Origin of the sequence: Paenirhodobacter ferrireducens (assembly GCF_004022265.1) — a bacterium.
Classification (GTDB): domain Bacteria; phylum Pseudomonadota; class Alphaproteobacteria; order Rhodobacterales; family Rhodobacteraceae; genus Rhodobacter; species Rhodobacter ferrireducens.
This window is the reverse complement of sequence record NZ_SAVB01000016.1, coordinates 116876-134850: the sequence shown is the minus strand read 5'-3', so window position 1 is coordinate 134850 and position 17975 is coordinate 116876. Positions and strand designations below refer to the sequence as shown.

Annotated in this window: 16 protein-coding genes; 15 read left to right on the top strand and 1 reads right to left on the bottom strand. The window is 67.1% G+C overall.

All coding sequences use genetic code 11. The features are described from left to right. From EOW65_RS20275 to EOW65_RS12705, 8 genes are all read left to right on the top strand, one after another. The coding region (locus EOW65_RS20275; RefSeq protein WP_240664472.1) for a glutamine synthetase at positions 1 to 121 on the top strand (121 nt) is incomplete at its 5' end. Positions 122 to 176: 55 nt separating this feature from the next. Beyond that, positions 177 to 1427 (top strand): sarcosine oxidase subunit beta family protein, encoded by a 1251-nt coding sequence (locus tag EOW65_RS12735; RefSeq protein ID WP_128150003.1) that lies wholly within the window; start codon positions 177 to 179, stop codon positions 1425 to 1427. 36 nt (positions 1428 to 1463) lie between these two features. Continuing rightward, positions 1464 to 1754: a sarcosine oxidase subunit delta gene (locus tag EOW65_RS12730; protein WP_128149989.1), complete on the top strand. Its 291-nt coding sequence runs from the start codon at positions 1464 to 1466 to the stop codon at positions 1752 to 1754. Then, positions 1751 to 4684 carry a sarcosine oxidase subunit alpha family protein gene (locus EOW65_RS12725; RefSeq protein ID WP_128149987.1) on the top strand — a complete coding sequence of 978 codons (2934 nt, stop codon included), beginning with the start codon at positions 1751 to 1753 and terminating at the stop codon, positions 4682 to 4684. Before EOW65_RS12730 ends, EOW65_RS12725 begins: the two co-directional genes overlap by 4 nt. After that, a complete protein-coding gene (locus tag EOW65_RS12720; protein ID WP_128149985.1) occupies positions 4677 to 5243 on the top strand; it encodes a sarcosine oxidase subunit gamma in 567 nt (188 codons plus the stop codon). Before EOW65_RS12725 ends, EOW65_RS12720 begins: the two co-directional genes overlap by 8 nt. After that, complete coding sequence (gene folD / locus EOW65_RS12715; protein ID WP_128149983.1) at positions 5240 to 6130, top strand: bifunctional methylenetetrahydrofolate dehydrogenase/methenyltetrahydrofolate cyclohydrolase FolD; 891 nt, start codon at positions 5240 to 5242, stop codon at positions 6128 to 6130. Before EOW65_RS12720 ends, folD begins: the two co-directional genes overlap by 4 nt. Positions 6131 to 6210: 80 nt before the next feature. Next, positions 6211 to 7095, top strand: coding sequence for a formyltetrahydrofolate deformylase (gene purU, locus EOW65_RS12710; RefSeq protein WP_128149981.1), 885 nt, complete (start codon positions 6211 to 6213; stop codon positions 7093 to 7095). A gap of 392 nt (positions 7096 to 7487) precedes the next feature. After that, positions 7488 to 8213, top strand: coding sequence for a FadR/GntR family transcriptional regulator (locus tag EOW65_RS12705; RefSeq protein ID WP_128149979.1), 726 nt, complete (start codon positions 7488 to 7490; stop codon positions 8211 to 8213). On the opposite strand, the gene EOW65_RS12700 is transcribed toward EOW65_RS12705, so the two are convergent. After that, entirely contained in the window at positions 8170 to 9489 is a 1320-nt protein-coding gene (locus EOW65_RS12700; RefSeq protein WP_128149977.1) for an ABC transporter substrate-binding protein, read from the bottom strand. The two genes, EOW65_RS12705 and EOW65_RS12700, sit on opposite strands and share 44 nt — an antisense overlap. 172 nt (positions 9490 to 9661) lie before the next feature. On the opposite strand from EOW65_RS12700, the gene EOW65_RS12695 reads away from it, so the two are divergent. The 7 genes from EOW65_RS12695 to EOW65_RS12665 all read left to right on the top strand — a co-directional run bounded on the left by EOW65_RS12695 (position 9662) and on the right by EOW65_RS12665 (position 17973). Further along, the gene (locus tag EOW65_RS12695; protein ID WP_128149975.1) at positions 9662 to 11005 is read left to right on the top strand and encodes an NAD(P)-binding domain-containing protein; all 1344 of its coding nucleotides are present in this window, start codon (positions 9662 to 9664) and stop codon (positions 11003 to 11005) included. A gap of 89 nt (positions 11006 to 11094) precedes the next feature. Then, positions 11095 to 13467, top strand: a complete 2373-nt coding sequence (locus EOW65_RS12690) for a DUF1989 domain-containing protein (protein WP_128149972.1) — start codon at positions 11095 to 11097, stop codon at positions 13465 to 13467. A 111-nt stretch (positions 13468 to 13578) separates the two neighbouring features. Further along, on the top strand, positions 13579 to 14958 hold the full coding sequence (locus EOW65_RS12685; RefSeq protein WP_128149970.1) for an ammonium transporter: 1380 nt from the start codon (positions 13579 to 13581) through the stop codon (positions 14956 to 14958). A gap of 26 nt (positions 14959 to 14984) precedes the next feature. Beyond that, the gene (locus EOW65_RS12680; protein ID WP_128149968.1) at positions 14985 to 15164 is read left to right on the top strand and encodes a hypothetical protein; all 180 of its coding nucleotides are present in this window, start codon (positions 14985 to 14987) and stop codon (positions 15162 to 15164) included. A 66-nt stretch (positions 15165 to 15230) separates the two neighbouring features. Continuing rightward, on the top strand, positions 15231 to 16367 hold the full coding sequence (locus tag EOW65_RS12675) for an aminomethyltransferase family protein (RefSeq protein WP_128149966.1): 1137 nt from the start codon (positions 15231 to 15233) through the stop codon (positions 16365 to 16367). Positions 16368 to 16426: 59 nt separating this feature from the next. After that, positions 16427 to 17029 (top strand): dimethylamine monooxygenase subunit DmmA family protein, encoded by a 603-nt coding sequence (locus tag EOW65_RS12670; protein ID WP_128149964.1) that lies wholly within the window; start codon positions 16427 to 16429, stop codon positions 17027 to 17029. After that, on the top strand, positions 17026 to 17973 hold the full coding sequence (locus EOW65_RS12665) for a PDR/VanB family oxidoreductase (protein WP_128149962.1): 948 nt from the start codon (positions 17026 to 17028) through the stop codon (positions 17971 to 17973). Before EOW65_RS12670 ends, EOW65_RS12665 begins: the two co-directional genes overlap by 4 nt. Positions 17974 to 17975 lie beyond the last annotated feature (2 nt).

Below are 17975 nucleotides of genomic sequence, written 5' to 3'. Positions count from 1 at the left end.
CCTCAAGGCCGCCATGGGCGAGGAATTCTCGGCGGGATATCTCAAGCTCAAGATGCAGGAGTGGAACGCCTTCGTGAACCACTTCTCCCACTGGGAACGCGACAATACCCTCGATATCTGAAACCACCACCGCGCCCGGAAAACCCGGGCCCGTTTCCCCTACTCGGATGAACACAATGCGCTTTTCCGGCTTTCGCGTTCTCAAAGAGGCCCTGACGGGGCACCACGGGTGGAAACCCCTGTGGCGCAACCCCGAGCCGCAGCCCGCCTATGACGTTGTCATCGTCGGCGGTGGCGGTGGGGGGCTGTCGACCGCCTATCACCTGGCGAAGGTGTTCCAGGGCAAGCGCATCGCGGTGCTGGAAAAGGGCTGGCTCGGCTCCGGCAACATCGGGCGCAACACCACGATCATCCGCTCGAACTACCTGCTGCCGGGCAACGAACCGTTCTACGAGTTCTCGATGAAGCTCTGGGAAAACATGGAGCAGGAGTTCAACTTCAACGCGATGGTGAGCCAGCGCGGGATCTTGAACCTGATCCATACCGACGGCCAGCGCGACGCCTATCGCCGCCGCGGCAATGCGATGCTGCTGGCCGGCGCCGACGCGGAACTCCTCGACCGCGAGGGCGTGCGGGCGATGTATCCCTGGCTCAACTTCGACAATGCGCGCTTCCCGATCAAGGGCGGGCTGTTGCAGCGCCGCGCCGGCACCGCGCGCCATGACGGCGTCGTCTGGGGCTATGCGCGCGGCGCCGATCTTCTGGGCGTCGACATCATCCAGAATTGCGAGGTCACCGGCTTCCGCATCGAGAACGGCAAGGTTCTGGGCGTGGAAACGACCCGCGGCTACATCGGCGCGAAAAAGGTCGGCGTCGCGGTGGCCGGTTCGTCGAGCCGGGTGATGCAGATGGCCGGAATGCGCCTGCCGATCGAGAGCCATGTGCTGCAGGCCTTCGTGAGCGAAGGGCTGAAACCCGTCGTCGACGGCGTCATCACCTTCGGCGCGGGGCATTTCTACGTCAGCCAGTCGGACAAGGGCGGGCTCGTCTTCGGCGGCGACATCGACGGCTACAACTCCTATGCACAGCGCGGCAACCTTCCGGTGATCGAGGAGGTGGCCGAGGGCGGCCTTGCGCTGATGCCGGCGATCGGGCGCGCGCGGCTTTTGCGGGTCTGGGGCGGGATCATGGACATGTCGATGGATGGCTCGCCGATCATCGACCGCACGCCGGTCGACGGGCTCTATTTCAACGGCGGCTGGTGCTATGGCGGGTTCAAGGCGACGCCCGCCTCGGGCTATTGCTTCGCGCATCTGCTCGCCACCGACCGCCCGCACGAGACCGCCACCGCCTACCGGCTCGACCGGTTCGAGCGCGGCTATGTGATCGACGAAAAGGGTATGGGCGCGCAGCCCAACCTGCACTGACCCCCCACGCAGAATTCCGGACATCAAGGCAAGATCATGCTGATCCCCCATCCCCTCCTTGGCCCCCGCGACGCGCAGGAGTTCACCTATCTCGGCGATGCGTCGCTTCTGAACCGTCCCGACGGCATGGCGGAAGGTGCGCTCGATGCCTTCAACCGCCATGTCTATCTGCGCGACAACCCCGCCGGCGTGCACCGCGAGCTGTGGTTCCACGAACAGGGCGACCGCAGCTGGCTGGTCGTCACGCGCAACACGCTGACCCATGAAATCCTCGGCGCCGAGCTTGCCCGCGACGTGGCGCTGGCCCAGAAGGGAGGGGCGAAATGACCCGTCTTTCCGGTGGTCTGATCGACCGTTCCGAACATCTGAACTTCACCTTCGACGGCAAGTCCTACACCGGCCATCGCGGCGACACGCTGGCCTCGGCGCTTCTGGCCAATGACGTGCGGCTGATGGGCCGTTCGTTCAAGTATCACCGCCCGCGCGGCGTCGTCGCGGCAGGCTCGGAGGAGCCGAATGCGCTCGTCGAACTGCGCGCGGGAGCGCGGCAGGAGCCGAACACCCGCGCCACCGTGGCCGAGCTTTACGACGGGCTTGTCGCCAACAGCCAGAACCGTGTGGGCTCGCTCGAGCGCGATTTCCTCGCGGTGAACGACCTGCTGTCGCCCTTCTTCGCGGCGGGCTTCTACTACAAGACCTTCATGTGGCCGAAGGCGTTCTGGGAAAAGCTCTACGAGCCGATGATCCGCCGCGCGGCGGGGCTGGGCAGCCTGTCGATGCTTCCGGACCCGGACAGCTACGACAAGGGCTTCCTGCACTGCGACCTCCTCGTGATCGGCGCCGGCGCCGCGGGCCTGGCCGCCGCGCTCACCGCCGCGCGGGCCGGGGCGAAGGTAATCCTCGCCGACGAGGACTTCCGCCTTGGCGGGCGGCTGATGGCGGAAAGCCACACGCTCGACGATGCCGCCGCGATGGATTGGGTCGCCTCTCTCGAGGCCGAATTCGCCAGCCTGCCGAACCTGCGCGTGATGCGCCGCACCACCGTCTTCGGCGCCTTCGATCACGGCATCTTCGGCGCGGTCGAGCGGGTGTCGGACCATCTCGCCACGCCGGGGACCGCGGTGCGCCAGACGCTCTGGCGGATCACCGCGAAACGCACGGTGCTCGCCGCCGGCGCGACCGAGCGGCACATCCCCTTTGCCAATAATGACCGCCCCGGCATCATGCTGGCGGGGGCGATGCGCGCCTATGCGAACCGCTGGGCGGTGAGCCCGGCCGAGACCGTGGCGATCTTCACCTCCGGCGACGACGGCCACCGCACTGCGCTCGACCTCGCCGCGAAAGGCGTCACCATCGCCGGCGTGATCGACACCCGCGCCGATGCGAAGGCGCTTGGCAAATATCCGCTGTTCGCGGGCGCCGTCGTCAGCGACGCCAAGGGGCGGCTGGGGCTCGAGCGGATCGCCGTCACCCGCGAGGGGCAGACGAGCTGGCTTGACGTCGGCGCGCTTGGCGTCGCCGGCGGCTGGAACCCGAATGTGCATCTCGCCTCGCATCACCGTGGCCGGCCGCTCTGGGACGATGCGGCTCAGGCCTTCCTGCCCGAACCGGGCGCGGTGCCCGGCCTCACCGCCGCGGGCGCCGCCGCGGGGCAGGGCACGACCGCCGCAGCCCTCGCCTCGGGCGCCGCGGTGGCACAGGCGGCGCTGGCGGAGCTGGGCATCACCGCTTCGCTGCCCGCGCTGCCGCGCGCCGAGGATGCGCCGCAGCGCCAGGCCGCCTTCTGGCATGTGCCGGGCAAGGGCCGCGCCTGGGTCGATTTCCAGAACGATGTCACCGTGAAGGACATCAATCTGGCGCATCTGGAGAACATGCGTCCCGTCGAGCATCTGAAACGCTGGACGACGCTGGGCATGGCGACCGATCAGGGCAAGACCGCGAACGTCACTGCGCTCGCCGTGATGGCCGAGCTGACCGGCAAGACGATCGCCCAGACCGGCACCACGATTTTCCGCCCGCCCTATACCGGCGTTGCGCTTTCGACGCTCGGCCATGGCGACACCGGCACCCATTTCCGCCCCCGCCGCCTGACGCCGACGCACGAATGGGCCAAGGCCCAGGGCGCCGTCTTCGTCGAGGTCGGCCAGTGGATGCGCGCGCAATACTTCCCCCGCAAGGGCGAGAAAACCTGGCGCGAGACGGTCGATCGCGAGGTGCTCGCCACCCGCGCGGGCGTCGGGCTGTGCGACGTCACCACGCTCGGCAAGGTCGATGTTCAGGGCGCGGATGCCGGCGAGTTCCTGAACCGCGTCTATGCCAATGCGATGGCCTCGCTGAAGGTCGGGATGGTGCGCTATGGGCTGATGCTGCGCGAGGACGGCTTTGCCTATGACGACGGCACCTGCGCGCGGTTGGCCGAAGACCACTACATCGTCACCACCACGACGGCGCAGGCCGGCCCTGTCTATCGCCACATGGAGTTCTGCCGCCAGTGCCTCTGGCCCGAGCTCGACGTGCAGCTGATTTCGACGACCGACGCCTGGGCACAGATCTCGGTCGCCGGCCCCAATGCGCGCAAGCTGCTCGAACGGGTGGTGGACGGGTTCGACCTCTCGAACGAAGCCTTCCCCTTCATGGCCTGTTCGGAACTCACCGTCTGCGGCGGGCTGCGGGCGCGGCTCTTCCGGATCTCCTTCTCGGGCGAGCTTGCCTATGAGATCGCGGTGCCGGCGCGCTATGGCAATGCGCTGATGGCGCGGATGATCGAGGTGGGCGCCGATCTTGGCGCGACCCCCTACGGCACCGAGGCGCTTGGCGTCTTGCGCATCGAGCAGGGCCATGCCGCGGGCAATGAGCTGAACGGCCAGACCACGGCGCAGATGCTGGGCATGGGCAAGATGGTGTCCACGAAGAAGGACGCGATCGGCGCGGTGATGAGCCGGCGCGAGGGGCTTCTGGCCGAAACCCGCGTCCTCGTCGGGCTGCAACCGGTCGATCCGACGCAGCCGGTCACCGCCGGTTCGCATCTCTTCGCGCAAGGGGCCGCGCAGAAGACCGAGACCGATCAGGGCTGGATCACCTCGGCCTGCTACTCGCCGCATGTCGGCTCGATGATCGGGCTTGGCTTCCTGACGGGTGGTGCCGCCCGCATGGGCGAGGTCATCACCGCCGCCAACCCCTTGCAAAATCAGCAGATCGCGCTGCGCGTGGTCCCGACTCATTTCGTCGATCCCGAAGGAGGACGGCTCCGTGACTGACCTGACCCCGATGCCCGCACTCGGCCGTGCGGCTGTTTCCTCCCTGCGCGCGGGCGCGCTGACGATCTCGGTGAACGAGGCGGTGGCGCTGGCCGGGCTCGCACTGCGGCGCGGCGCGGCGCCGCCCGCACCGATGGGGCTTGTGCTGCCCGGCCCGGGCCGCTGGAGCGCAGGGCAGGCGGTGGCGGCGTTCTGGACCGGCCCCGGCCAGTGGATGATCGAGGCCGAGGGCCGCGCCGGGGAGGACGTCGCGCGCGCGCTGAAAACCCGCCATCCCGACTGCTCGGTGACCGAACAGACTGACGGCTGGGTCGCCTTCGAGATCGTTTCGGTCGCCGGTGGCGCACCGATCGTTCGGCTGATGGAGAAACTCATCAACGTGGATGCGGCGGGTTTCGGCCCCGGCTGCGCGACGCGGACGGGGCTCGAGCACATGTCGGTGTTCGTGATCCGCCGCACCGAGGATCGTCTCGCGATCATCGGCATGCGCACGCTGGCGGGCTCGCTGTGGCACGCGATCGAGACCGCCGCGATGCGGCAGCAGGAGGAACCGGCATGAGTGCCAAGATCATCGACGGGAAGGCCTTTGCGGAGGGCGTCCGGGCGCAGGTGGCCGAACATGTGGCGCGGCTGCGCGAGGAACAGGGGATCACCCCGGGCCTCGCGGTGGTGCTGGTGGGCGAGGATCCGGCGTCACAGGTCTATGTCCGCAACAAGGGCAAGCAGACCGTCGAGGTCGGCATGACCTCCTACGAGCACAAGCTGCCGGCCGAGACCTCGGAAGCCGAGCTGCTCGGCCTGATCGGCCGGCTCAACGCCGATCCGGCGGTGCATGGCATCCTCGTGCAGCTGCCACTGCCGAAACACCTCGACAGCGATCTTGTCATCAACGCCATCGATCCGGCGAAGGACGTCGACGGCTTCCATATCTCGAATGTCGGGCTTCTGGGCACCGGGCAGAAGGCGATGGTGCCCTGCACGCCGCTCGGCTGCCTGATGATGCTGCGCGACCATCTGGGTTCGCTGAGCGGCCTCGATGCGGTCGTGGTGGGGCGCTCGAACATCGTCGGCAAACCGATGGCGCAGCTGCTTCTGGGCGACAGCTGCACGGTGACGATCGCGCACAGCCGCACGAAAGACCTTGGCGCGGTCTGCCGCCGCGCCGACATTCTCGTCGCCGCCGTGGGCCGGCCCGAGATGATCCCGGGCGCGTGGGTGAAACCCGGCGCGACGGTGATCGACGTCGGCATCAACCGGATCGAGCGCGACGGCAAGACGAAGCTGGTGGGCGATGTCGATTTCGCGAGCGCCGTCGAGGTTGCCGGTGCGATCACCCCGGTGCCGGGCGGCGTCGGGCCGATGACCATCGCCTGTCTGCTGGCGAACACGCTCACCGCCTGCTGCCGCGCCAACGGATTGCCCGAGCCCGAGGGGCTCACGGCGTAAGACCCAAGACCATCACCCGCGCTTGGGAGAGCGCATACCGGCCCTGGCCGACCCAACACTCATACCGACGGGAGACTGACATGACCAAATACTGCCTGACCGTGGCCTGCCCCACGACGCGCGGCATCGTCGCCGCGATCGCGACCTATCTCGCCGAGAACGGCTGCAACATCACCGACAGCTCGCAGTTCGACGATACCCAGACCGGCAAGTTCTTCATGCGGGTAAGCTTCGCCTCCGAAGCGGGGCTTGACCTCGCGGCGCTGGAGACGGGCTTTGGCCCGACTGCGAAGGCCTTCGACATGCAGGCGAAATTCCACGACGAGGCCGAGAAGATGAAGGTCGTCATCATGGTCTCGCGCTTCGGCCATTGCCTGAACGACCTGCTCTATCGGGTCAGGATCGGCGCGCTGCCGATCGAGATCGTCGCGGTGATCTCGAACCACATGGATTATCAGAAGGTGGTGGTGAACCACGACATCCCCTTCCACTGCATCAAGGTGACGAAGGAGAACAAGCCCACCGCCGAGGCCGCGATCATGCGCGTGGTCGAGGACGCGGGCGCCGAGCTGATCGTGCTTGCGCGCTACATGCAGATCCTCTCGGACGAGATGTGCCAGAAGATGTCGGGGCGGATCATCAACATCCACCACTCGTTCCTGCCGTCGTTCAAGGGCGCGAACCCCTACAAGCAGGCCTATGAGCGCGGCGTGAAGCTGATCGGGGCGACCTCGCATTACGTCACCGCCGATCTCGACGAGGGGCCGATCATCGAGCAGGACACGATCCGCGTGACCCATGCGCAATCGCCCGACGATTACGTCTCGCTCGGCCGCGACGTCGAAAGCCAGGTCCTCGCCCGGGCGATCCACGCGCATATCCATCGCCGCGTGTTCCTGAACGGCAACAAGACTGTGGTGTTCCCGGCAAGCCCCGGCTCCTACGCTTCGGAACGGATGGGGTGAGCTGCGGTCTCGGCGCGCTGCGCCGGGATTGAACGCTCCGGCGGAGCGTTCAAAGCGGCGAACGCCCGGAGCGCCAGCGCAGGGCCGGGGCTTTCGCGAATGCCCGGGCACCTGCTCCCCGGGGCTTTCTCCTTGCCAAAAATACCTCGGGGGTGAATGGCCGCAGGCCAGAGGGGGCAGCGCCCCCTTTTCGCGGCCCCGCCAATGCCCGGCCGGGGCAGGGGGCGCTGCCCCCTCTCGTCTTTGGCGCTCATCCCCGGAATACTTGACGCAACTGAACGCAAGAGAAGGTTTCGGGATCCCTGCGGGACGCGTTTCGCGTCTGGATTTTCCTTGGGCAAAGCGGCTATTCTTTGACCGTCCCGTGCGGGACTGTTCAAGGGAATTTGCAAGTGCCGCCTTCTTCCGGACGTCTTCTTTCCGCGCCGCAAAACGAGCCTGTCGTCGGCGCGACGGTGCAATATGTCATCGACACGCTGACGACGCGGATCGTTTCGGGAGAATACGGTGTCGATGAACGTCTGCCCTCCGAGCGCGCGCTGGCGCAGGATCTGGGGGTGGCGCGCAACACCGTGCGCGAGGCGCTCGATCAGCTCGAGGAGCGCGGCATGATCCGGCGTCGGGCGGGGTCGGGGTCTTTCGTCACCTGGGACCCCTCCGGCACGCAGGCGGCCGTCTCGACCGTCGCGGCCGAGACCGGGCCGTTGCAGCTGCAGGTCGTGCGCGGGATCTTCGAACCCGAGATGGTGCGGCTGGCGATCATCAACATGCCGCCGCGCGCGATCGAGGCGCTTGGCGAAACGCTGTCGCAGATGGAGGCGGTGCAGGCCGATGCCGGCGCCTTCGTCCGGCTCGAGGAGGAATTCCACCGCCAGATCGCGGCGGGCACCGGCAACCCCCTGCTGATCGCCTGTTATACCCTGGTGATCGACGCGCGCCGGCAAAGCTTCCGCGGTGCGATGTATCGCCGGCATCTGACGCCCAATCGCATTGCCGCCTATCAGCGCGGCTACAACGCGCTCTTCAATGCCATTGCCGCGCGCGACATCGAGGCGGCGAGCGAATTCATGAAGCTCACGCTGATCGAGGATCAGAAGCTTCTGATGCAGGAAGACTGATCTGGCGGCGCCGCGGCGCGGGGCGCAGGCGCTGGTGCCAGAGCTGGCCGAGTGCGCCGAGGTGCTCGGCAAGGCGCGGCCCGTGTGCCTCGAGCCAGCCGAGCACCGAGCCGAATTCGACGATCTTCGCGCGCCCGCCCTCGATCCGCACCACCGGCCAGTCGCCCACCAGCGCATTGTCGATGCCGAAGATCTCGGCCCCCCACCAGCGCGCCGGGCCGAAGGCGTGGGGCATGATCTGCGAGCGCTTCATCGCGGCCAGAACCGAGACCGGGTCGGTCGTCTCGGCGCTTTCGACCGCGGCGTGCCACAGATCGAGGATCGAGGCATATTCCCAGCTCACCGCCGACCAGCTGCCCGGAAAGCGCGCGCCATAGGCGGCGAAGAAGGCCTCGGGGCGGTGGAAGAAGAAGGCGGTGTCGGCCAGCGCCGGGTCGTCGAAATCCGGGAACTGGAAGGTATAGCGCGCCATGAAGGCGGCCGAGGTGCGCGCGATCATCCGCGGATAGTCGTCGGCGGTGCAGGCGAGGATCTCGCCGGTGAAGCCTTGCGCGTGCGCCGCCTCGGTCAGGGCATGGATCATCGGCGGCGCCGATGAGCACCAGCACAGCACATCGGGCTGTTCGGCCAGCATCGCGCGCACGATGCCTTCCGCGTCGGTCTCGGCGGGGGCATAGCGCAGCTCCTTCACCCGGGCATGGCCCGCAGCCTCGAAGGCGGCGCGATAGACGGCAAGCGAGGGCAGGCCGAGGCTGTCGGTCTGGCTGCACAGGGCGACACGCCGCGCCGCGGGACGGCTCTTCGCCAGCCACTCGACCCCGGTCACGTTGAACAGCGGATGCACCTCGGCCGGCGCGATCAGATAGGGCGTGTCAGGCGAGAGGTCGGAGGGCAGCAGCGTCGCGACCAGCGCGCGGGTCTTCATCAGCCAGGGCAGGGCGGGGGCGAAGCTGTCGCCGCCAAGGGTCAGGATCAGCCGGCAGCCGAGCCGTTCGACAAGCTCGTGCGCGGCGGCGCGGGTCGCGGCGGCCCCGGTCGCACTGTCGCGTGCCACGATCTCGATCGGGTGCCGGCGCCCGCCCACCATCAGCCCGCCGCGCGCATTCAGCCCCTCGGCCCAGAGCCGGCAGCCGTCGAGCCCCGGCCGACCCCAGGATTCCTCGGGCCCGGAGAGCGGCGTGAGGAAACCGATCCGCACCGGCGCGCGGGTCTTCACGCCGAGTCGGGGCAGGGAACCAGTTACCAGAAGGCGCTGCGCGAGTGTCGGGCTGCTCATAATTTGATCTATAGCCCTTTTCCGGCAGGCTGGAATGCCGAAAAAGGCGGTGAAGCAATATTCCACACAGGAAAATTTGTTGACCTGAAGGATTTTGGCTCACCTCATTGGTTCATGCCGAAGGAACCAGTTTTGAAATCTGGTCCATACCGGATCGAACAGGGAGACTACCATGACCAAACGCGTTGCCATCATCGGTGCCGGCCCTTCGGGCCTTGCCCAGCTCCGGGCCTTCCAGTCCGCCGCGCAGAAGGGGGCCGAGATTCCCGAGATCGTCTGCTTCGAGAAGCAGGAGACCTGGGGGGGGCTGTGGAACTACAGCTGGCGCACCGGCACCGACAAGAACGGCGAGCCGATCCACGGTTCGATGTATCGCTACCTCTGGACCAACGGTCCGAAGGAGGGGCTCGAATTCGCCGACTATTCCTTCGAGGAACATTTCGGCAAGCAGATCGCCTCCTATCCGCCGCGCGCCGTGATGGTCGATTACATCGAGGGCCGGGTGAACAAGGCTGGCGTGCGCGGCTGGATCCGCTTCAACTCGGTCGTGCGCTGGATCGAGTTCGACGAGGAGGCCGGGGATTTCACCGTCACCGCGCACGACATGGAACGCGACCACGTCTACAAGGAGCGCTTCGATCACGTGATCGTCGCCTCGGGCCACTTCTCCTCGCCGAACGTGCCGGAATATCCGGGCTTCGACCAGTTCTACGGCCGCATCGTCCACGCCCATGATTTCCGCGACGCGCGCGAATTCGAGGGGCAGGACGTGCTGATCGTCGGCTCCTCCTATTCGGCCGAGGACATCGGCTCGCAGTGCTGGAAATACGGCGCGAAAAGCGTCACCTCCTGCTATCGCACCGCGCCGATGGGCTTCAAATGGCCGGCGAACTGGGAAGAGAAGCAGGGCCTCGTGCGCGTCGAGGGCAAGACCGCCTTCTTCAAGGACGGCTCGTCGAAGCATATCGACGCGATCATCCTGTGCACCGGCTACAAGCACTACTTCCCGTTCCTGCCCGACAGCCTGCGGCTGAAGACGGCGAACCGGCTGGCGACCGCCGACCTCTACAAGGGCGTGGTCTATGTCCACAATCCGAAGATGTTCTACCTCGGCATGCAGGACCAGTGGTTCACCTTCAACATGTTCGACGCCCAGGCCTGGTATGTCCGCGACATCATCATGGGCCGGATCGAGGTGCCCGCCGACAAGCAGACGCTGATCGCCGACGTGGCCGAGCGCGAGGAACGCGAAGAGGCCTCGGACGACGTCAAATACGCGATCAAGTATCAGGGCGACTACGTCAAGGAACTGATCGCCGAGACGGATTATCCGTCCTTCGACGTCGATGGCGCCTGCGAGGCCTTCTTCGAGTGGAAGCACCACAAGGCGGAAAACATCATGACCTTCCGCAACCACGCCTACAAGTCGGTCATCACCGGCACGATGGCGCCCACCCACCACACGCCGTGGAAGGACGCCCTCGACGATTCGATGGAAGCCTATCTGGCGAACTGAGCTGTGTCCCCCCTGGGCGGGGGGCCTCGGGCCTCCCGCCTTCTTTTCCCTGACGGCCCAGCCTTTTTCCCTCACTGCAAGGACAGACCATGGTGCTTCTGCCCGCCGACACGCTTTTCCGCCCCGGACCGCCCACGCCCTCGCGTGCGCGGCGGCCGCAGGCCTATCGGACCGGACCGGCCGAGGAGCGGCATGCCGTGCCCGGTCGTGGCGCGCTGGTATTCGAGATCCGGGCGGGCGACCGGATCGAGGTGATCAACGACGAGGGCGGGCAGCGCTGCGAGCTGCTGGCCGCGCACCCCGACGGGCGGGTCGACTGCGGCCTTCTGGGCTGGGCGGGCGATTGCGCGGCGGAGGGGCTGCGCGAGCTGCTCGCCTCGGGCGAGCCCTCGCTTGCCCGGCTGCGCCGCGCGCTTGACCGCCGCGGCATCGACCTGAGCCTCGCCCGCGCCATCGGGCTTTTCGGCGCCGGATCGCGGGCGGGCGAGGCCGTGGGCTTCACCGCACAGGGCGCGGGCGTCGCGATCGTCGCCGCCCCGGGCCCGGTGATGGATTTCGAGGCCCAGGACACCGCGACCCCGCTGACGGTGAAGATCACCCGCGCCACGCCGCGCGCCGCGGGCCGCTTCGCGCTGCCCGACCCGCTGGCCGATCCGCTCCTTGATCTGCGGGTGACATCGGCGACCGCCGAGGCCTATGTGGTGAAGGCGGGCGAGTTCATCCAGATCCTCGACGTCGACGGGCGGCAATGCACCGATTTCCAGTGCTTCGATGCGAGGAAGCTCGACCGGGGCATCGTCAATCCGCTCGACGTCACCACCACCCGCACGCTGATGGGGCACGCCTATCCGAACCCGGGGCTGCACGCGAAATACTATGACCAGGATTTCACCCCGCTGGTCGAGGTGATTCAGGACACCTGTGGCCGCCACGACGCCTTCGCCATGGCCTGCTCGTCGAAATATTACGACGACATCGGCTATCCGGGGCATGCGAACTGCTCGGACAATTTCAATACCGCGCTGGCCGCCCATGGGGTTCCCGCCCGCGCGGGCTGGATGGCGGCGAACTTCTTCTTCAACACCGGGATCGACGCGCATGGCGTGCTGGTCGCCGACGAGCCCTGGTCGCGGCCCGGCGATTACGTGCTGCTGCGCGCGCTGACCGATCTTGTCTGCGTCTCCTCGGCCTGCCCGGACGACACCTCCTCGGCCAATGGCTGGGATCTCACCGACATTCATGTGCGCAGCTATGGCGCGGGCGAGCGGTTCTCGCGCGCTTCGGCCTGGCGCGCCACCCCCGACGCGGAGCCGATCATGACGCGTGAAAGCGCCTTCCACGACAGTTTTGCTGCCCTGACCCGCGATTTCGTCGAATATCGCGGCTTCTGGCTGCCGAATGTCTTCCCCGAGTGTGATGCGGTGGAAAGCTACTGGGCGGCGCGCGAGGGCGTGGTCGCGATGGACCTGAGCGCGCTGCGCAAGTTCGAGGTGACCGGCCCCGACGCCGAGGCGCTGATGAACTGGGTTCTGACGCGCGACGTGACGAAGCTGGGCCATGGTCAGGTCGTCTATTCGGCCATGTGCTATCCGCATGGCGGCATGATCGACGACGGCACGCTGTTCCGTCTCGGGCCGCAGAACTTCCGCTGGATCGGCGGCTCGGACGAGGGCGGGGTCTGGATGCGCGAGGAGGCGGCGCGGCTTGGCCTGAACGTGATGATCCGTGCCTCGACCGATCAGATGCACAATCTCGCGGTGCAGGGGCCGCGCTCGCGCGAGCTGATGTGCGAGATCATCTGGACCGCACCGCATCAGCCCGCTTTGGCCGATCTGGGCTGGTTCCGCTTCACCGTGGGGCGCATCGGCGGGGCCGAGGGGGTGCCGGTCGTGGTGTCGCGCACCGGCTATACCGGGGAGCTGGGCTACGAGATCTTCTGCCACCCGAAGGACGGCAAGGCGGTCTTCGAGGCGGTCTTCGGCGCGGGTGCCAAGTTCGGCATCAAGCCGATGGGGCTTGCGGGGCTTGACCTGTGCCGGATCGAGGCGGGGCTCGTCTTCGCGGGCTATGACTTTTCCGATCAGACCGACCCGTTCGAGGCCGGCATCGGCTTCACCGTGCCGCTGAAATCGAAAACCGCCGATTTCGTCGGGCGCGACGCGCTGATCCGGCGCAAGGAGACGCCCGCGCGCAAGTTCGTCGGCCTCGAGATCGAGGGCCAGGATCCGGTCTTTCACGGCGACTGCGTGCGGATCGGCCGCGCGCAGGTGGGCGAGATCTGCTCGGCCATGCACAGCCCCCGCACCAACCAGTGGATCGCGCTCGCGCGCCTCGACGTCGCCCATGCCGGGCCCGGCACCGCGGTCGAGATCGGCAAGCTTGACGGGCATCTGAAGCGGATCGCGGCGCGGGTCGCGCCCTTCCCACATTACGACCCGAAAAAGGAACGTCCGCGCTCGTGAGGGGGTGGCGGGCCGGGAGGGGAGACCCGGCCGAAGACCCCGGGAAACCGGGTGGGGAGGCAAGAAAACGGGGCGAAAACAGCCCCCTTCCACTCAACAGGGAGTTTGGACGTGGAACAGGACCTTGCAACACTGGCGGCGACAGTCGCCGAACTGAAGGCGAAGGCGGCCGCCACCGGCACCACCTTCTCCGAGACCTTCTACTTTCTGACCATCCCGCTCATGGTGCTGATCCATGTCGGGTTCCTCGCCTATGAGATGGGCGCGTCGCGCTCGAAGAACGCGCTGGCCTCCGGCATCAAGAACATCCTCGCCTTCGCGATGATCGTGCCGTTCTTCTACTTCGTCGGATGGTGGATCTACTGGGCCTTCCCGACGGGCTTCGACCTGTCCGCGGGTCCGGCCGGCATCTCCGGTCTCGACTATGCGAATTCGGTCGCTGCCCCCTGGTCGGAATTCATGGGGCCGAACCTCGACGACCGCTCGAACGGCGTGTTCTGGGGGGCCTTCGTGATGTTCGCCGCCACCACCGCCTCGATCCTGTCGGGCGCGCTGATCGAGCGTATTCGCCTGACCGGCTTCGTCGTTCTGGCGACGGTGCTGGGCGGCTTCATCTGGATCCTCGCCGCCGCCTGGGGCTGGCACGCGGATGGCTGGCTGGTCACCAAGTTCGGCTATCATGACTTCGGCGCCGCCGGCGTCGTGCACCTGATCGCCGGCGCCTTCACGCTGGGCGTGGTCATTAACCTCGGGCCGCGCATCGGCAAGTTCAACGCCGACGGCACCGCGAACGCGATCCCCGGTCACTCGATGCCGATGACGCTTGTGGGGCTGATGCTGATCATCGCCGGCTTCTGGGGCTTCCTCATGGGCTGCGTGATCGTCCCGGGCGAGACCTGGTCGTGGTCGACCTCGTCCTTCAACACGATCTACGGCACGCCGATGACGCTGTCGGGGATGACCTTCAACACGCTGATGGGCATGGCCGGCGGCATCATCGGGGCGTGGATGATCACCCGCGATCCGTTCTGGATGATGTCGGGCGCGCTGGGCGGCATCATCTCCTGCGCGGCGGGGCTGGATCTGTGGTATCCGCCGATGGCCTTCGTGATCGGCTTCTTCGGGGCGGCGACGATGCCCTTCGTCTCCTCCTTCGTCGAGCGGCTGAAGATCGACGACGCGGTCGGCGCGGTCGCCGTGCACATGTATCTCGGCTTCTGGGGCGTGATCGTCGTCGGCATCGCAGCGCAGGGCTATCCGGCGCTGGCGGGCGAAAGCACCATCGACACCTCGTTCCTCGGCCAGCTGGTCGGCGCGCTGGTGATGATCGCGCTCGGCTTCTTCCCCGGCTACGGCCTGTCCTGGGTGCTGAAGGCGATGGGGCAACTGCGCGTGCCCGCCGAAGCCGAGATCCTCGGCCTCGACAAGACCAAGGTTCCCGCCTCGGCCTATCCCGAAGCGCTGCATCCCACCGTCACCCCGGCTGAATAAGCCTCTGATCCGAAAAGGAGACCACCATGGAAGCACCCTTCACCACCCACACCTGGGACGGCATCACCGGGGCGATCTACGCGGGCTATGGCAATTCGGAATTCTTCTGGATCGCGCTTTGCTACCTCTGCGTGCTCGTCGCCGTGATCCTCGGCTGGCGCCACGAGAAGCACGCCTATGAGGCGGCGAAGACCGGCCATCACTGAGCCTGACCGCCGCGGGCGGTCCCCGCCCGCGGCTTTCCCAACGACTGACAGGACAAGGAAACGAACATGACCGCATCTTGGAGATTTTCGACGCTGGCCGACCGGCACCGCGCGCTCGGCTCCGCGCTGGAAGACTGGAGCGGGATGGGCACCGCCTGGTCCTATGACGGCGATCCGCTCGCCGAGTACATGGCGATCCGGACGAAGGCCGGGCTGATGGATGTCTCGGGGCTGAAGAAGGTCCACATCACCGGACCGGCGGCAAGCCATGTCATCGACCGTGCCACCACGCGCAATGTAGAGAAGCTGATGCCGGGCCGCGCGGTCTATGCCTGCATGCTGAACGATGCGGGCAAGTTCGTCGACGACTGCGTGATCTACCGCACCGCGCCGAACGCCTTCATGGTGGTGCATGGCTCGGGCCAGGGCTTCGAGCAGCTGACCATGGCCGCGACCGGCCGCGATGTCTCGATCCGCTTTGACGACAACCTGCATGACCTGTCGCTGCAAGGCCCGCTCGCCGTCGATTTCCTCGAGAAATACGTGCCGGGCATCCGCAGCCTGAACTATTTCAGCCACATGCCCACCTCGCTTTTCGGTGTGCCGGCGCTGATCGCGCGCACCGGTTATACCGGCGAGCGCGGCTACGAGCTGTTCGTGCGCGGCCAGGATGCGCCGATGATCTGGGACCGCATCGTCGAGGAGGGCGCGGCGATGGGCATCATCCCGTGCCGCTTCACCACGCTCGACCTCTTGCGCACCGAAAGCTATCTGCTCTTCTTCCCCTACGACAACTCCGAGATGTATCCGTTCGAGAACGAGCCCTGCGGCGACACGCTGTGGGAGCTGGGTCTCGATTTCACCGTCTCGCCCGGCAAGACCGGCTTCCGCGGCGCGGAAGAGCATTACCGTCTGAAGGGCAAGGAGCGCTTCAAGATCTGGGGCCTCAAGCTCGAGGGCAAGGTGCCGCCCGAGAACGGCGCGCCGGTGCTGAAGGACGGGGTGACGGTCGGCGTCGTGACCCAGGCGATGTATTCGCCGCTGAACGACTGGACCGTCGCCATCGCCCGCCTGCCGGTCGACTGCGCGGTCGAGGGCATGCCCCTCACCGTCGAGAGCACCGAGGCCGGCACGATCGGCGCCGTGACCTCGCCGATGCCCTTCTTCGACATCGAGAAGACGCGCCGCACCGCCAAGGGCTGATGCGAAACGGGCAGGGGCGGCGGCAGACCGCCCCACCCAGACCCAACAGGAAGCATGCCATGCCGCGCACCGAATTCTCCCCCTCGATCACCTCGCGTCCGGTCTATCCCGGGCTCACCCCGCAGGGCGCCACCCCGGCGATCATGCTTGCCGAAGGGCCGGGCGCCGAGGCGATCCTCGACCTCGCCGCGCTCGATGCCTCGGTGATGGATCTCGCCCATCTGATCTATATCCCCGCGGGCCATGACGCGGGGCTCCGCCTCGCCGCGCTTGGCGCGAAGATGTATCGCGAGGCGCCGAGCTATGCCTCCGCGCTCGAGCGCTATCGCAAGGCACTCGCCGATGCCCGGATGGGCACGACGCTTTACCTCGCCGGCTCCGAGGGAATGATCGGTCAGGCCGTGGCCGAGGCGCTGGCCGCGGGCCTGCCGCCCGAGGCGATCCAGACCGAGCACCGCGGCACGATCGCGCGGCGGATGCAATGCGTGCATTGCAAGGGCGTGACCGAGAATGTCACCATCGACCCCTTCCTGTGCAGCCATTGCGGCCTCACCCTTTTCGTGCGCGACCATTTCTCGCGCCGCCTCGGCGCCTTCCAGGGCGTCTGCGTCGATGCCGAGACCCCCGGCATCGTGCCCGAAGTGCAGGAGATCAAACCATGACCAGCCGCCTGCTGCGCGTGAGCGCGATCGAGACACTCTCGCCCCTCGTCACCCGCTTCCGCTTCGAGGACCCGGAGGGCGCATTGCTGCCGCTCTTCTCCGGCGGCGCGCATGTGGTCGTCGAAATGCCAGACGCGGGCGTTCTGCGTCGCAACGCCTACTCGCTGATCTCCGATCCGATGGATGGTTCGGGCTATGAGATCGCCGTGCGGCGCGAGGATGGCGGCCGCGGTGGCTCGCGCTTCATGCACACCAAGGTTGCCTTGGGCGATCTGATGCGCATCTCCGCTCCGGTGAACCTGTTCTCGCTCGATCTGCGGGCGAAGAAACATGTGATGATCGCGGGGGGGATCGGCATCACGCCCTTCCTTGCGCAGCTGAAACAGCTTGCGCGCCTGCAGATGCCGTTCGAGCTGCATTATGCCGCGCGGAGCCGCGCCGAGGCCGCGGGTCTTGCCCTGCTGCCCGCCTCGCCGCAGGTGCATGTGCATGTCTCGGAGGAGGGCAACCGGATGGATCTGGGCGCCATTCTGGGCAGCCAGCCGCTCGGCACCCATGTCTATACCTGCGGCCCCGAGGGCCTGATCGAGGCGGTGGCCGAGACCGGCGCGCGGCTCGGCTGGCCGAAGACGGTGCTGCATTCCGAGGTCTTCATGGCGCCGCCGCCCGGCGCGCCCTTCGACGTGACGCTGGCGAAGACCGGCAAGGTGGTCACCGTCGGTCCGCATCAGAGCCTGCTCGAGGCGCTGGAACAAGCCGAGGTCGAGGTCGAGTGGATGTGCCGCGGTGGTGCCTGCGGGCGCTGCGAGACCGGGGTGCATGCCTGTCACGGCACGATCGAGCACCACGACCACTGGCTGAGCGACGACGAGCGCGCGAGTCAGACGAAGATCATGCCCTGCGTTTCGCGGTTCACCGGCGAAACCCTCGTTCTCGACCTCTAGGA

Bases quoted from the DNA above. Each gene is read 5' to 3' on its own strand.
- EOW65_RS12695 (WP_128149975.1), top strand. From the start codon at position 9,662: ATGACCAAACGCGTTGCCATCATCGGTGCCGGCCCTTCGGGCCTTGCC.
- EOW65_RS12665 (WP_128149962.1), top strand. From the start codon at position 17,026: ATGACCAGCCGCCTGCTGCGCGTGAGCGCGATCGAGACACTCTCGCCC.
- purU (WP_128149981.1), top strand. From the start codon at position 6,211: ATGACCAAATACTGCCTGACCGTGGCCTGCCCCACGACGCGCGGCATC.
- EOW65_RS12675 (WP_128149966.1), top strand. From the start codon at position 15,231: ATGACCGCATCTTGGAGATTTTCGACGCTGGCCGACCGGCACCGCGCG.
- EOW65_RS12670 (WP_128149964.1), top strand. From the start codon at position 16,427: ATGCCGCGCACCGAATTCTCCCCCTCGATCACCTCGCGTCCGGTCTAT.
- EOW65_RS12730 (WP_128149989.1), top strand. From the start codon at position 1,464: ATGCTGATCCCCCATCCCCTCCTTGGCCCCCGCGACGCGCAGGAGTTC.
- EOW65_RS12735 (WP_128150003.1), top strand. From the start codon at position 177: ATGCGCTTTTCCGGCTTTCGCGTTCTCAAAGAGGCCCTGACGGGGCAC.
- EOW65_RS12725 (WP_128149987.1), top strand. From the start codon at position 1,751: ATGACCCGTCTTTCCGGTGGTCTGATCGACCGTTCCGAACATCTGAAC.
- folD (WP_128149983.1), top strand. From the start codon at position 5,240: ATGAGTGCCAAGATCATCGACGGGAAGGCCTTTGCGGAGGGCGTCCGG.
- EOW65_RS12700 (WP_128149977.1), bottom strand. From the start codon at position 9,489: ATGAGCAGCCCGACACTCGCGCAGCGCCTTCTGGTAACTGGTTCCCTG.
- EOW65_RS12690 (WP_128149972.1), top strand. From the start codon at position 11,095: ATGGTGCTTCTGCCCGCCGACACGCTTTTCCGCCCCGGACCGCCCACG.
- EOW65_RS12680 (WP_128149968.1), top strand. From the start codon at position 14,985: ATGGAAGCACCCTTCACCACCCACACCTGGGACGGCATCACCGGGGCG.